The sequence below is a fragment of the Zobellia alginiliquefaciens genome (genome assembly GCF_029323795.1).
In the GTDB taxonomy this organism is placed as follows: Bacteria; Bacteroidota; Bacteroidia; order Flavobacteriales; family Flavobacteriaceae; genus Zobellia; species Zobellia alginiliquefaciens.
Genome location: NZ_CP119758.1, coordinates 4,390,802 through 4,405,314, shown reverse-complemented (window position 1 = coordinate 4,405,314; position 14,513 = coordinate 4,390,802). Strand labels below are relative to the sequence as shown.

Below are 14,513 nucleotides of genomic sequence, written 5' to 3'. Positions count from 1 at the left end.
TAAATTCTATTTCTAGTGTTGTAATTTAGGGTTAGGATAATTATCGGACTCATCTTCCCCTCTATCATCCAAACAGGTGAAATCTTTTTCTACCAAAAGAGATAACTTGTTTTTGTCATTCAGGAATATTGAATTGCTAAACCCTATCTTTTTGTTGTTTTCCCAACCTTCAATAATTTGTGAAGGCAAAACCAAGGTTATTTTGTTCTGTTCAAAATTTGCCGTTAACTCAGGAGCATCTGCCATGCTACTCAAAGCATAAGTGAAGGTATTTTGAGGAAATTGAGTTTTTTCTTCAATATACCCTGTTTTACAAAGTTGAGAAACTTCTGTTTGAGTAATTCGCATGCGTATGGAATTACCTTTAATGCGTATTTTCATTTGAGGTACTAATGTTGTTGGCTAATAAAGTAGCCTTAAATCTTAATTGACCCTAAATATACAAGTCAATTATGAAACAACGCGGAATATTTCTCCTTTCTTGGGTCTTACCCATAGCTCTATTCTCCTCATATAACAAAATACCTTCAGAAGTTGTTATTTTAAAATAAACTCCTGGTCCGGGAATAGAAGATATTGGGGTTTCAATACTTAAAAGAGGAGAGAGATAAGTTTTTTTGAAGTCAATACTTTTATAATCTATTCTAAACTGTCCATTACTATCGGAAACTGCACTTCCCAAAAAATCGTCCTTTACCCAGTCAACGTCAATAGCCGAAACTACCACCCCATCAATGACCATATTTTTATCCGCCGCAGATTTTACACTACCTAGAATCGTCCAAATATCAAACTGTTGCCTTACTTGACTCCAGAATTGAAAATTGAAGCTGTAATTCCAGCTAAATTCCTTGACCTCGTTATTATTTCTCCATATAGGATTTAAGCGACGTGCCGTAAACTGTATTCGATTACTTCTTTTCTTGCGAGTTGTTAACTTATCTGAAACCACCAGATCTATTTCTATTGCGCCCTCATCATACAAGTCACAAATATTAATTCCGAAGTTTCCGTCTTCATCTGTAAAGCCAGTTCCTAAGCATCTCTTTTCCTTAGCAGCAATAGCATTTTCCGAAAGTGTAAGCAACTGGTTTTTGGGTATATTGGATTCATCAACCCCATCCAAGACCTTATAAATTAGAACTTGGACGTTATCTAAGGCCTCATAAATATCTAAATACAAACAAGCTCTTAGATTTCCTTTAATGTTGTACCCCATATTTTTTAATCTTACTTCTAATGAAAACTATTAGAGCCATAAAAGGCAAATCAATCATTTTGGGGGACTACTTAATAATTTAGAAAGCTTAAGGTAAAATTATTGTTGTTTTTTTCCAAATACTTTAGACAAGAGCTGAAAAACATCTTCTGAAATCTTGAATTTATACAAGACTCCAATGTAAAGTATACTGATACCAGCACTCTTTATAATTATGTTTACGATGGGATGAAAAGAAAGATTTACAAAATAAAAAGCAAGAATAGTTACCCCTAACAATAAAGACGTTTGAACAGTTTCTTTAGTAAACGGAAGCATATTGAACTTCATTTTTACATATATTACTTTTACAGTATTGTAGATAAAAAATGCAGAGAAACTGGCAATTGCAGCACCATCCAAACCATATGCGGGTATAAGCCAAACATTTAAAAGTACGGTAACTACGGCCAAAAACAATCCCATATACAAAACTGCCTTGTAATAATCCGAGTTATATAAAATGGAATTATTGTTTCCTAATATGGCGTCATAGAGTTTTGCCAGTCCTAACCAAACAAAGATAACATATCCATTGCGGTAAGCATCCGGTAACAATTCGTATAAATCATCCAAACTCAGAAATATTAGTGCAAATAGAAGGCCGGAAATGATGTACAAGGTCAATGAACTCTTTTGGTAAAGCCTACTCAACCCTACTAAATCGTTCTTATTAAGAAGTTCTGCTGTAAGCGGATAGGTTATCTGGTGCATAGAGCGTGAAGGAACTGCTATGACCAAAGCAATAAAACTGGCCACACTATAATATGCTACATTCTCAATCTTTATAAATTGATTGATCATTACCTTATCTATTTCCAGAAGTACAATTGCTACGGATCCCCCCAATATAATTAATGCACTATAAACAAGAATTTTTCGGGTATTCTCCGGAAAATCAAAAATTAATCTAGGTTTATGTAAGGTATACGCATAAATCTTCATAAACAACATTCGTAGTATATAAACCACTACAAGTCCGTCTATAAACGAGGTCACAGATATCACATCAAAATATAAAAGGATTAAAAGCGTGGATTGCCCTACCCTACCAAAAATCTCTTTCATGAAATTACCAAACACAGATTTCATATGTACCCTTGCCCAAGCATAAAAGACTTCAAAATAAGCCATGACCATAGCAATCAAAAAGATATGCCATACGTACCCCTTTACAATGGGGTTCTCTTTGGATAGGAAATTTCCAATAGTATCGTTAACCACATACGTAAGACCGGCAATAGGAAGTATTAAAACCAAAGGCAAGAATAACATAAGGGTCAAAAAACCATCAGTTGATTTAGCATCATTAAAGCCACTATAGAATTTTACAAGCGTGTTTGGAACTCCAAAAGCGAGCAAAGGCATCAAAACTACGGAAGCAGAGAGGACTACTTGCAGTAGACCATAATACTCGGGTTCCATAAATTGCAAGTACAACACAAGTGTATTCAGTGCCCCAAGTCCAAACCCTAGGTAGGTAATAATTGAGTTATTGAGTGATTGTTTAAATACCAATCCCATTACAGTAGTTTAGAAAGTTCTTGGGTCAATGACTTACGGCTATATTTTTCAATATCCGTAGATTCTGAAATAATCTTACCTTTTTTAAATGCTGTATACCATTCAAGGATGGTTTTCTTCAATTCAGTTTGAGCTTTATAATCAAAAACTTCACCCGCGTTCATATTCTTAATAATATCTCCTGCCTCCCAGCCTTCTGGACCAATGGCCAAAATAGGTCTTTTTGCAACCATATATTCAAAAAGTTTCCCGGGTATTATCCCTTTGGTCTCATCGCTATCTATTTCTACCATTAACAGGAGTTGAGACCTTTGTTGCTTACGTTGAGCCTCTGCATGAGAACCATAGCCCAACATTTTTATGTAGGGTCCTAACTCATAACGATACATGGAATCCATTACATCTTGACTAACAACTCCCATAAATTCTAATTGAAGGTCACCACGAAAAACAGCATCTTCTGCCGCAATCTGGGAAAGCACCTTCCATAGGTTTTTAGGATTTCTTCCGGTCAACAAAGAACCAATGTGCGAAATTGTAAAATTACGATCCAAATGTGCATCACCGCTATAGTCTGAATCATAACCATTGGTGATTACCGAAATGGGTCGTTTGGTAAGCTCCTCAAATTCTAGTTTTGTAGTGTTGCTCGTAACCAAAATTCTATCGGCCTCGTTTAAAACAGCCCGTTCTAATTCTTTATGTTTTTTTTCCGAACTACGGGTAAGCTTTAGCTCTTTATGATATCCAATAGAGGTCCAAGGATCTCTAAAATCTGCCAACCACGTAACTCCTGCATCTTTCTTTAGTTGCCTACCTATTAAATGTACACTGTGAGGTGGCCCTGTAGTAATTATAGTGTCTATATTTTCCTTGGATATAACTTCCGTTAAATATTTGACAGAAGGCTTAATCCAATATTTTCTAGCATCAGGAATGAAAAAATTACCCCTAACCCATAACATTATCTTTTCAAAAAACGATTGGTTCTTAGTCTGTATAATACCCGAACTTATCCGTTTTGTTTTTTTTGAAGAAAATACTTTTGCCAATCCATAGGGTTCAAAAAGGGGCTGGGTATATACTTTTAGACTTTTCGGAATTTCTGATGCCAAGGTAGCGTCCTCAATGGGATAATGTGGGTTTTCAGGAATATAAACAATAGGCTCAACTTCAAAATCTTGAAGGTATTTTACAAACTTTAACCACCTCTGTACACCTGGACCACCAGCGGGTGGCCAATAATAGGTGATAACGAGGACTTTTTTCATAAGTGTGATTTACTAGGTGTAAGATTGGGGAATCTTTACAAACTATTTTTGTACTTCTTTCTTTTCTTGACCTTCACTCTTCTTTGAACTATAGAAAGTAAGTCCAATCCCTCCCAAAACTATTAGCGCTAACAGAATTGAACTTGCCAACGTAATCTGGCTACCTATTCTAACAACTTCAGGTTCAAACTTAAACTCTATGGTATGCTCGCCACTAGGTATTTCAACTGCCCTAAGCGTATAGTTGACCTTAAAGTGTTCTGTTAGATTTCCGTCTATATAAGCATTCCACCCGTTAGGGTAATACATTTCCGAAAAAACAGCCAGACCTTCATTTCTGTTCTTGGATTGGTATGTTAAGTCATTCGGCTTATAATCCGTAAGAACTATTGCAGCCGTTGAATCGACTTTAAATTGAAAATTATTTAGATTCTTTACCTTAGCCAGGTTGACCACAGCTTCGGTCCGTGTATTTAGTTGCCCTAAAGCTTGAATCTCTTCATCGGCCGAATTTACCTTAACCACTTCTTCTACAAACCACGCATTCCCATTTGCATTTGGGTTTAATGCTGGATAGCTTTTTCCTTCTTCATCTTGTTGAACTACGTATTTTACGTTTAGCATATTCAACACCCCCATGTTGCCCTTATATACATAAAAGCTAAACAAATCCTCCAGACCTGCAGGTTTTGCCGCATGATAACCTCCAATTGATTGGTGGTAATAAGATGTTCGCGCACCGTTTATTCCTTCTTGGGGGTCGTAAACCCTATAGACACCTTTATCCTTATTTATTTCTTGATCAATAGCTGTCTCTGGAAAAGGCTGTGTCATTTTTCGCTTTGAAACAAAATTATTGGAATCTACATAGCGTAAACCTACACCTACCAAATCAAAAAGAATAAGAGCACCTACTGCAACAATCGCCAAGTTCTCTTTTAGTTTTCCTTTGATATAAAACCATAATGCCAAAGCGGACAAGAAAACATATATCATGGAACGCAAAAGGTCTGAATTATATACCGCCTTTCTATCCGCCTCAATTAATGAAACCAATTCATCTCCATAATTTCTTTTCAGGAATTCATCACTTGGTCCTTCAAAATCAAAACCAGCTTTAAAAATGAAAAGGGCTACACTTATTCCTAAAACCGTGAAAAATGAAATGCGTAGCGCCTTCAGTTTTTCTGAAACATCAACCGTAGATTTAAAAAGTTCTCGTAAAGCCAAAATTGCCAGTACGGGAGCACATAATTCTAAAATAACCTGAATAGATGATACGGCCCTGAACTTGTCATACAGCGGAAAATAATCTATCATTACATCGGTCAACAAACTAAAATTCTTTCCCCATGAGAGCAGCAAAGACATAATAACACCTCCCAGTAGCCACCATTTTGTCTTTCCCTTAACCAAAATAAGCCCCAGAATAAACAAAAAGAAAATAATTGCACCAATGTAAGCCGGACCAGATGTACCTGGCTGATCCGCCCAATATAACGGTAATCCGCTTGAGAAATTCAAAGCCTGACTTCGAGAAACTCCCTGATCGATTAGAAAATTATAACTTTTTGAATTTTCGCCTAAATTTTCATTGTTAGATCCCCCGAACAACCGTGGGACGAATAAATTAAGCGATTCCGTAATGCCGTAACTCCACTGCGTTATATATGCCTTTTCTAAACCTCCAGTATTTTCTTTCGTATTCCCATCAGGGTCAATAGTCAACTCGGATTTTCCACGCGTACTCCAATCCGCATATTCTTTTGTGGCCATTAGGCTCGTGGCATTTGCAGCAATGCCAAGAAAAACCGCTACCAACAAAAGCCCTACCGAACTAAAATAGTATTTCAACTTTTCTGTACGAATAGCATCAACTAGATATACAACTCCTAAAATCAACACCAATAGCATAAAATAATAGGTCATCTGGTAGTGATTGGCCCTAATTTCCAATGCCATGGAAATAGCGGTAAGAATAAATCCCCATAGATACTTTTTGCGGAATACCAACACAATTCCGCCCAATAACATAGGTAAGTATCCCAATGCGTGGGCTTTTGCATTATGCCCTACCCCAAGAATAATAATAAGATAAGTAGAGAATCCAAAAGCTAAAGCTCCAACAATGGATAAACGGTAATCTACTTTTAAACAGCAAAGCAAAATGTAAAATCCAATAAAGTACAAAAACAAGTAGTCTGCTGGTCTTGGTAAAAACCGAATGAGATTATCTAACTTTTTCACATAATCATGAGGATAATAGGCTCCTAATTGATAGGTTGGCATACCTCCAAAAGCACTGTTGGTCCAGTAGGGCTCCTCCCCTGTTTTCTTCCTAAAATCGTTTTGCTCTTTGGCCATTCCTGTAAACTGAACAATATCCGACTGTTCAATGACCTTGCCCTGAAGCACAGGGTTGAAATACGCCAGGGCGGCAATCACAAAAAAAACGGTAACAAAAAAATGTACGAAGAAGGCCTTCAATCCTTTTTGCATAATGGGATTTATCGGGTTGATTCGGCTAAAATAATGAAGTTATCTCGACTTTCGAATTTGTTTTGATCTTAACTTAAGATATAGCTATTAAGATTAGGATAATCAGCATAAAATAATTCAGTATTTCTTAAGAGAGAAGAGTAATTATCAAGCTGAAAAATATGGAATAGATTAATCGATTTCTTCAAAATCGATATAATCCCCAACTTTATTATTTGAAGAGGTCTTTCTAGAAGGTTTCTTATCAATTATTACATCACCTACTTGCTCGTGTTGTCTCTGAGCATTGTTCTGCTGAGCAAAATCACCAAACTTTTCATTGAAGTGCTCTTGTGTCTTACGAGCAGCATACCCAAAAATCTTAGGCGCAAACATCTTTACCAATATCTTAAAAAGGTAATAGATCAATACAATAATTAAGATTGTCTTTAAAAATGCCATACTTTTTTCAAAATGATTATATCAAAAATACGATTCTAACGTTGTAATAACAGTGTAGAAGTGCTAAAATATTATTAAAGTACCTTCTTTGGAGACCCTTATAGAAATGATAGTTGGTATAAACTGCCCTAAATAGCGGTGAATAGCAACCATTTTCTATTGTAAAAAAGCTCTGAGGGATATTTAGTATATATCCGTATTCTCCACAATAGAACAATTTGAAACGAATAAGAAAGTAACACCAAAATGAAAAAATATCTTTTATCCTTATTTTTCACGCTTCCATTAATTGGATCCGCTCAGTATACTGATGTTATAAATTCTAACCGACCAGGTTTGTCGGTCAGTGCTTATGCGGTGGGTAGAAATGTGTTGCAAGTAGAAGCCGGACTTCTCTATGAACAGCGCGATCACACGCTTTTAGATACTAAAAGCAATATTTGGGGCTCGGATATCTCTTTACGTTATGGTTTACTTTTTGAGCAACTAGAAATAAATTACGAGGGAACTTACGTAAACCAAGATATAACGTATAACAGTTTAGGTACTTCTGAGAGTTTTACAGATTTCTCTAGAAACCGGGTAGGTCTTAAATACTTAATTTATGACCGCTATAAAGACCCAGAACGAAACAAGCCCAATCTATATAGCTGGAAGGCCAATTACGGGTTCAAATTTAAAAATTTAATTCCATCCGTCTCTCTTTACGGTGGGGCTACTTTTAATCTAGGTGAGAATCCTTTTTATGTGGGCGACCCTACGGTTTCATACCGTGGAATGGTAGCCACACAAAGTAGACTAACACCACGGTTTGTTCTTATTACGAATATAGCATACGACCGGATTACGACAGATTATCCTGAATTGAGTTATTTGATTTCCATATCACATGCTTTCCGAAACCCTAAATGGAGCGCTTTTATAGAAAACCAAGGTATACAAAGTGACCGCTACTCAGATGCATTGATTCGTGGTGGTATAGCGCATTTGTTGACTGACGATTTGCAAGTTGATTTTAATCTAGGTGCTAGTTTTAAAAACACACCTTCTCGGATTTTCATAACTGCAGGCGGATCTTACCGATTTGATTTTCATAAAGATAAGTTGAAAGCGATAGATGAGCAGAGTGCAGGTGAAAATGGCGGTCCAATTAAAAAGAACGCTATGAAAAAGAAAGAAAAAGAAGAACGGAAAAAACAAAAAAACGGCAGTGGCGCCGAGGATATAGATTTAGGGCCTTCTAAAAAAGAATTGAAAAAACTTAAGAAAGCAGAGCGAAAGAGAAAGAAAAATGAAGAACGTGGTAGCGGAGCTATAGATTTCTAACTGATGTTAGCTAAGTCATAATTCATAAAATTAAGTTTCATAATTTTATTCTAACCCTATTTATCCCTAATATTGACCTTACAAAATGAATTGTATGGTCACCCTAAAAGAAGCGATTTCAAAAGACGAACTCAAAGCGTTCGTTAAATTTCCATTTTCGCTTTATAAAGATTCTGCTTATTGGGTACCGCCTTTAATTGCGGATGAGATGGCCACTTTTGACAAAGACCAAAACCCTGCATTTAAAAATGCCAGCGGATGGTTTTTTCTGGCATATAAAGACAATAAACTCGTGGGTAGAGTTGTGGCTATTGTCAATCACCTAGAGGTTAATAACCAAAACGTAAGGAAAATGCGATTTGGTTGGTTCGATTTTATTGATGACCCTGAAGTCTCAGAAACACTTCTTAACAAAGTTGCAGAAATAGGTGCAGCGCACAACCTGCAGTTTATGGAGGGACCTGTGGGCTTTTCTAACCTTGACAAGGTTGGTGTGCTTACAGATGGTTTTGACCAACCAGGTAGCATGGTAACTTGGTATAATCACGCATATTACATTAACCATTATGAGCGTTTAGGGTTTGTAAAGGAAAAAGGGTACGTAGAAAATAAGTTTCCGGCCAGTAATGCAGACCCTGCTCTATTCACCAAATTAAACGGGTTAGTAAAACGACGCTATGGTCTTCGCGAAATTAATTTTAAAAAAACTAGCGAAGTACTACCGCTAGTTGATCAAATGTTTGACCTGTTTAATCAAACATACTCCAAACTCTCATCGTTTGTACCGATTACGGATGTTCAAAAGGAATACTTTAAAAAGAAATACATAACATTTATAGATCCAGAATACATTAAGTTCATTGTGGACAAGAACGATAACCTTATTGCATTCGCCATAGTAATGCCATCTTTTTCCAGAGCTTTACAAAAAGCAAAAGGGAAGTTGTTCCCATTTGGGTTTCTGCACTTGCTAAAGGCTAAGAAATACAATAAGGATGCAGTATTCTATTTAATCGGTATCCATCCTGATTACCAAAATAAGGGTGTAACAGCTATCATCTTCAACGAGTATTACAAAACATTTAATAAAAGGGGAATTGAAATGTGCTACCGCACCCCTGAACTTGAAGACAATATTGCTATCCGCCAAATGTGGAAGCATTTTGATCCAAAAATATACAAACGGCGCTGCACCTATAAAAAGAGCTTATAGCTCAACGAAACGCTTTATTCCGTTTGTTTTAAATTATTTCAGGACGAGACATACCAATAAAAAAGCCTTACTTTAATAAGTAAGGCTTTTTCTTGTTTCAGGAGAGAAGTAAATTATTCCCCCATAGCCGCAGCAACTGCAGCCGATAATCTCTTATAAGTACCGTTTTCCAAACGGTCTCTAATTGCTGAAAAAGCATCTAAAGTTTCGTCAATATCCTGCATGGTATGCGTTGCCGTAGGAATCATTCTTAATAAAATCAATCCTTTAGGTATTACCGGATAAACAACAATAGAACAGAATATTCCATAGTTTTCACGTAAATCTTTAACAAGCGCCATAGCTTCAGGGATACTTCCGTTAAGATATACAGGAGTTACACAACTTGTAGTCGTCCCTATATCAAAACCTCTTTCTTTTAATCCATTTTGTAAAGCATTTACGTTCTCCCATAATTTGGCCTTCAATTCGGGCTGGGTACGTAACATATCCAATCGCTTCAATGCACCTTTCACATATACCATAGGTAATGATTTAGCGAACATTTGCGAACGTAAATTATATTTTAAGTAATCTATTATTTCTTGGTCCGCAGCTACAAAAGCACCAATACTCGCCATTGATTTAGCGAAAGTTGCTAAATAAACGTCAATACCGTCCTGGACACCTTGTTCTTGTCCTGCTCCTCCTCCAGTTTTACCTAAAGTTCCAAAGCCATGCGCATCATCAACCAAGAACCGGAAACTAAACTTCTCCTTTAAAGCTACTATTTCCTTAAGTATACCTTGTTCACCTCGCATGCCAAAAACACCTTCGGAGATAACCAAAATACCTCCGCCAGTTTGCTCGGCTAATTTCGTAGCTCGTTCTAGGTTCTTTTCTAAACTTTCAACGTTGTTATGAACAAAGGTAAATCGTTTACCCATATGCAGACGCACACCGTCAATAATACAAGCATGACAATCCACATCATAAACAATAATATCATCTTTAGTTACGAGGGCATCTATAACAGACATAAAACCTTGGTAACCAAAATTCAATAAATAAGCGGCTTCTTTTTCCACAAACGCAGCACATTCTTGTTGCAATTGCTCGTGAAAGTCCGTGTGCCCGCTCATCATTCTAGCTCCCATAGGGTATGCCGCACCATATTCTGCTGCTGCTTCACCATCAACTTTCTTAATTTCAGGAAGATTGGCTAAGCCTAAATAATCATTAATACTCCAGGTTATTACCTCTTTCCCTTGAAACTTCATTCTGTTAGAAATTGGTCCTTCTAACTTAGGAAAAACGAAATATCCTTCTGCCTGTGAAGCCCATTTTCCTAATGGCCCCTTGTTCTCTAAAATTCTGTCAAATAAATCTCGCATTTAGGTGTACTTTGGATTTTAGTGCAAAAGTAAGTTTTTAAGAGCAACATTCATAAAATATTATTCTCTAACAAAAAAGCAACGACCTAACGGCCATTGCTTTCTAACTTTTACAAACTTATAAGTTATTCTTTAATATACTGTACTTTTTGAGTTTCGCTTACTTCGTTGGTATCGAAGAAACCTTGATCTTCCATCCATTGATCACTGTAAACTTTACTCATATATCTTGAACCGTGATCCGGAAAAATAACAACTACATTATCTTTTGGCCCGAACTCCCCTTCTTCATTCAATTGTTTCAATGCTTGCATTGCCGCTCCACTTGTATAGCCTGCAAAAATACCTTCGGTTTTAGCCATTTCCCGAGCGGTATGGGCACTCTCAGAATCTGTAACCTTAATAAATTTGTCTATTACATCAAAATCGGTAGCACCTGGAATCAAGTTTTTACCCAGACCTTCAATTCTATATGGGTAGATTTCGTTGGCATCAAACTCTCTGGTTTCATGGTATTTTTTCAATACCGAACCAAAAGCATCTACACCAATAACTTTAATACCCGGGTTCTGTTCTTTTAAATATTTTGCGGTACCAGAAATAGTGCCTCCTGTGCCACTACACGCTACAAGATGGGTAATCTGACCGCCAGTCTGCTCCCATATTTCAGGACCTGTACTGTGGTAATGGGCATTCATATTCAACTCATTAAAATACTGGTTGATATAAATAGACCCGTTCGTTTCTTTGTGCAATCTTTTGGCAACTTCGTAGTATGAACGTGGATCATCCGCGCTTACATGAGCAGGGCATACATATACCGTAGCCCCCATCGTACGCAGCATGTCAATTTTATCCTTAGACGACTTTGAACTCACCGCCAAAATACATTTATAACCTTTAATAATACTCACCATAGCAATACTAAATCCCGTATTACCAGAAGTAGTTTCTATAATGGTGCTGCCTTCGGTTAAAATGCCCTTACGCTCCGCCTCCTCTATAATATGCATGGCAATGCGGTCTTTAGAAGAATGACCTGGATTAAAAGACTCTATCTTGGCAAAAAAGTTACCTGTAAAGTCTTCGGTAATGCGATTTAATTTTACTAATGGAGTGTTTCCTACAAGTTCTAGGATATTGTTGTATGCCTTAATTTTGTTTTCCATAAAGGATGTCTGGTTTTGGGAACTACTCAGAATCTATAAAGTTTCCAAAATATTCTAGGAGCAAAATTACTATTTTTTTTGAATATGTCATTTTATCATGGAAAATACCTCAAAAAAATGAAGAATTTAGGGCTCAAACGCCACTTTATTAACATTTCGTTAGCATTATACCGCAGATCTAGGTAAATTAAAAGCGGCTAGAACGTATATTTCATGAACAACCATGAGATTAAACGCCCAAAATCCTGCACCCATATATTTATCTAGTTAATTTTTCCTTCCAAATCCAATAAAAAGGCATATTCTTTAGCTACTTCTTTGAGTGCTTCAAAACGACCGGATGCCCCTCCGTGTCCCGTATCCATATTAATATCCATCATTAAAAGATTATTATTGGTCTTGACCTCCCGTAATTTCGCAACCCACTTGGCAGGCTCAAAATACTGTACTTGAGAATCATGAAGTCCTGTAGTCACCAATAAATTAGGATAAGCTTGAGCCACTACCTGGTCATATGGTGAATAGGACAGCATGTAATCATAATACGTTTTCTGGTTGGGGTCTCCCCACTCATCATACTCTCCCGTGGTTAATGGAATAGAATCATCTAACATTGTGGTAACCACATCTACAAACGGTACCGCTGCAATAACACCATTATATAATTCCGGTGACATATTAATTATTGCCCCCATTAATAAACCTCCTGCAGACCCTCCCATAGCATATAGATGCTCTGAAGAGGTATAACCTTCATTAATCAGATACTTAGAACAGTCTATAAAATCCGTAAACGTGTTCATTTTTTTTAATAATTTCCCATTTTCATACCAAGGTCTACCTAAATACTCCCCTCCTCTTATATGTGTTATGACAAACACAAACCCTCTATCTAATAAGCTTAGACGGACAGTAGAGAAATATGGGTCAATTATATGGCCATAGGAGCCATAGGCATATTGTAATACCGGTGTGTTTTTGTTCAATGGAGTGTTCTTGTGGTAAACTACGGACATAGGCACTTTTACTCCATCCCGAGCCGTTGCCCAAATACGTTTCTCTTTGTAATTGGCTTTATCAAACTTACCGCCTAATACTTCCTGTTCCTTTTTTACTTCTTTTTCCTTAGTTCTCATATTAAAATCAATAATGGAACTTGGAGTGGTCATGGAATTATATCCATACCGAAGAATCTCCGTATCAAAATCCGGATTACGACTTACACCAGCTGTATAGGTTTCACTTTCAAAAGGCAGGTAGTAAGAACTAGAACCGTCCCATCTATTGACCTGCACCAGGTTTAGTCCGTTTGTCCTTTCGGAAAGGACGTAGTAATCTTTAAAAATATCGATATCCTCCATAAGAACGTCTTCTCTATGGGAAATAAATTCCTGCCAATTGGCTGAAGAAGTTTTGTCTTCTTCGGTCTTCATCAACTTAAAATTTGTAGCCCCATCCTTATTGGTTAGGATGTAAAAATGATTTCCATAATGAAAAATACTATATTCTATACCTCGCTCTCGACTAGAGAACATTTTTAACTCACCATCTGGATTATCTGATCGTAAAATTTGATATTCCGAAGTAAGCGTACTATAAGAGCCTACAATAATATATTTCTTTGATTTTGACTTATAAACATAAGTGCCGAAGGTATCATCCTTTTCTTGAAAAACTAACTTGTCATCGTTGGCTGAGGTTCCGAACTTATGTTTCAGAATCTTATCCGAACGCAATGTAACCGCATCCTTTTTCGTATAAAAAAGCGTTTTATTGTCCTCTGCCCAAACAGAACCGCCGGTGGTATTTTCTATCCGGTCCTCATAAATTTCACCGGTTTCAAGATTTTTGATTCTTATGGTATATTGCCGTCTTGAAACGGTATCTACTCCAAAAGCAGCAAACTTATTATTTGGACTAACAGCTATACCCCCAATACTAAAATACTCATGGCCTTTTGCCATTTCATTTCCGTCGAACATAATTTCTTCAGGGGCCTCAAGACTTTCTTTCTTTCTAGCATAAATAGGATATTCTTTACCTATCTCATATCTAGTTATGTACCAATATCCGTTTTGCTTGTACGGTACGGAAGTATCATCTTCCTTTATTCTAGACTTCATCTCATCAAAGAGAAGTTCCTGATATTCCATAGTGTGTGCCGTTAAAGTATCATAATACTTTTTTTCAGCTTCTAAGTGAGATATTACCTCAGGATTCTCTTTGTCATTCAACCAATAATAATTATCCACCCTGACATCACCGTGCTTTTCTAGATTATGCGGAATCTTTTTGGCTATTGGCGCTTTTACTTTACTCATATTCTTTTCTTGACTTTGAACTAGGGGCACAAATGTAAGGCATAACCCAAGAAGGATTTTCTTTTTTTTAGAGAGACTCATAGTTAGTGGTTTTTCCTACACAATTTAGTAATTTTGC

Annotated in this window: 11 protein-coding genes; 2 read left to right on the top strand and 9 right to left on the bottom strand. The window is 36.8% G+C overall.

Annotated features, from left to right (window positions below; translation table 11 throughout):
* Positions 1–12 precede the first annotated feature (12 nt).
* The 6 genes from P0077_RS18005 to P0077_RS17980 all read right to left on the bottom strand — a co-directional run bounded on the left by P0077_RS18005 (position 13) and on the right by P0077_RS17980 (position 6,993).
* Positions 13–381, bottom strand: a complete 369-nt coding sequence (locus P0077_RS18005; RefSeq protein ID WP_276166592.1) for a DUF7009 family protein — start codon at positions 379–381, stop codon at positions 13–15.
* A gap of 52 nt (positions 382–433) precedes the next feature.
* A complete protein-coding gene (locus P0077_RS18000) occupies positions 434–1,219 on the bottom strand; it encodes a peptidase associated/transthyretin-like domain-containing protein (protein ID WP_276166591.1) in 786 nt (261 codons plus the stop codon).
* Positions 1,220–1,318: 99 nt separating this feature from the next.
* Positions 1,319–2,782 carry a lipopolysaccharide biosynthesis protein gene (locus P0077_RS17995; RefSeq protein WP_276166590.1) on the bottom strand — a complete coding sequence of 488 codons (1,464 nt, stop codon included), beginning with the start codon at positions 2,780–2,782 and terminating at the stop codon, positions 1,319–1,321.
* Positions 2,782–4,053, bottom strand: coding sequence for a glycosyltransferase (locus tag P0077_RS17990; RefSeq protein WP_276166589.1), 1,272 nt, complete (start codon positions 4,051–4,053; stop codon positions 2,782–2,784). Before P0077_RS17990 ends, P0077_RS17995 begins: the two co-directional genes overlap by 1 nt.
* Before the next feature lie 42 nt (positions 4,054–4,095).
* Positions 4,096–6,552, bottom strand: coding sequence for a YfhO family protein (locus tag P0077_RS17985; RefSeq protein WP_276166588.1), 2,457 nt, complete (start codon positions 6,550–6,552; stop codon positions 4,096–4,098).
* 171 nt (positions 6,553–6,723) lie between these two features.
* The gene (locus P0077_RS17980; protein WP_276166587.1) at positions 6,724–6,993 is read right to left on the bottom strand and encodes a DUF4834 family protein; all 270 of its coding nucleotides are present in this window, start codon (positions 6,991–6,993) and stop codon (positions 6,724–6,726) included.
* A gap of 246 nt (positions 6,994–7,239) precedes the next feature.
* Here P0077_RS17980 and P0077_RS17975 point away from each other — a divergent pair, with 246 nt between their 5' ends.
* Both P0077_RS17975 and P0077_RS17970 read left to right on the top strand, forming a co-directional pair.
* Positions 7,240–8,319, top strand: coding sequence for a transporter (locus P0077_RS17975; protein WP_276166585.1), 1,080 nt, complete (start codon positions 7,240–7,242; stop codon positions 8,317–8,319).
* A 94-nt stretch (positions 8,320–8,413) separates the two neighbouring features.
* Entirely contained in the window at positions 8,414–9,532 is a 1,119-nt protein-coding gene (locus P0077_RS17970; RefSeq protein WP_276166584.1) for a GTP cyclohydrolase, read from the top strand.
* Positions 9,533–9,645: 113 nt separating this feature from the next.
* Here the strand turns inward: P0077_RS17970 and capB are convergent, their stop codons facing one another.
* From capB to P0077_RS17955, 3 genes are all read right to left on the bottom strand, one after another.
* Positions 9,646–10,905: a cysteate-C-fatty acyltransferase gene (capB, locus tag P0077_RS17965; RefSeq protein WP_276166583.1), complete on the bottom strand. Its 1,260-nt coding sequence runs from the start codon at positions 10,903–10,905 to the stop codon at positions 9,646–9,648.
* Between the two features lie 125 nt (positions 10,906–11,030).
* Positions 11,031–12,074, bottom strand: a complete 1,044-nt coding sequence (gene capA / locus P0077_RS17960) for a cysteate synthase (RefSeq protein ID WP_276166582.1) — start codon at positions 12,072–12,074, stop codon at positions 11,031–11,033.
* Positions 12,075–12,337: 263 nt separating this feature from the next.
* A complete protein-coding gene (locus P0077_RS17955; protein WP_276166581.1) occupies positions 12,338–14,395 on the bottom strand; it encodes a S9 family peptidase in 2,058 nt (685 codons plus the stop codon).
* Positions 14,396–14,513: the final 118 nt, after the last annotated feature.

Coding starts and splice junctions, on each gene's coding strand:
- P0077_RS18005 (WP_276166592.1), bottom strand. CDS start 381: ATGAAAATACGCATTAAAGGTAATTCCATACGCATGCGAATTACTCAA.
- P0077_RS17970 (WP_276166584.1), top strand. CDS start 8,414: ATGGTCACCCTAAAAGAAGCGATTTCAAAAGACGAACTCAAAGCGTTC.
- P0077_RS17990 (WP_276166589.1), bottom strand. CDS start 4,053: ATGAAAAAAGTCCTCGTTATCACCTATTATTGGCCACCCGCTGGTGGT.
- capA (WP_276166582.1), bottom strand. CDS start 12,074: ATGGAAAACAAAATTAAGGCATACAACAATATCCTAGAACTTGTAGGA.
- P0077_RS18000 (WP_276166591.1), bottom strand. CDS start 1,219: ATGGGGTACAACATTAAAGGAAATCTAAGAGCTTGTTTGTATTTAGAT.
- P0077_RS17995 (WP_276166590.1), bottom strand. CDS start 2,782: ATGGGATTGGTATTTAAACAATCACTCAATAACTCAATTATTACCTAC.
- P0077_RS17975 (WP_276166585.1), top strand. CDS start 7,240: ATGAAAAAATATCTTTTATCCTTATTTTTCACGCTTCCATTAATTGGA.
- P0077_RS17985 (WP_276166588.1), bottom strand. CDS start 6,552: ATGCAAAAAGGATTGAAGGCCTTCTTCGTACATTTTTTTGTTACCGTT.
- P0077_RS17980 (WP_276166587.1), bottom strand. CDS start 6,993: ATGGCATTTTTAAAGACAATCTTAATTATTGTATTGATCTATTACCTT.
- P0077_RS17955 (WP_276166581.1), bottom strand. CDS start 14,395: ATGAGTAAAGTAAAAGCGCCAATAGCCAAAAAGATTCCGCATAATCTA.
- capB (WP_276166583.1), bottom strand. CDS start 10,905: ATGCGAGATTTATTTGACAGAATTTTAGAGAACAAGGGGCCATTAGGA.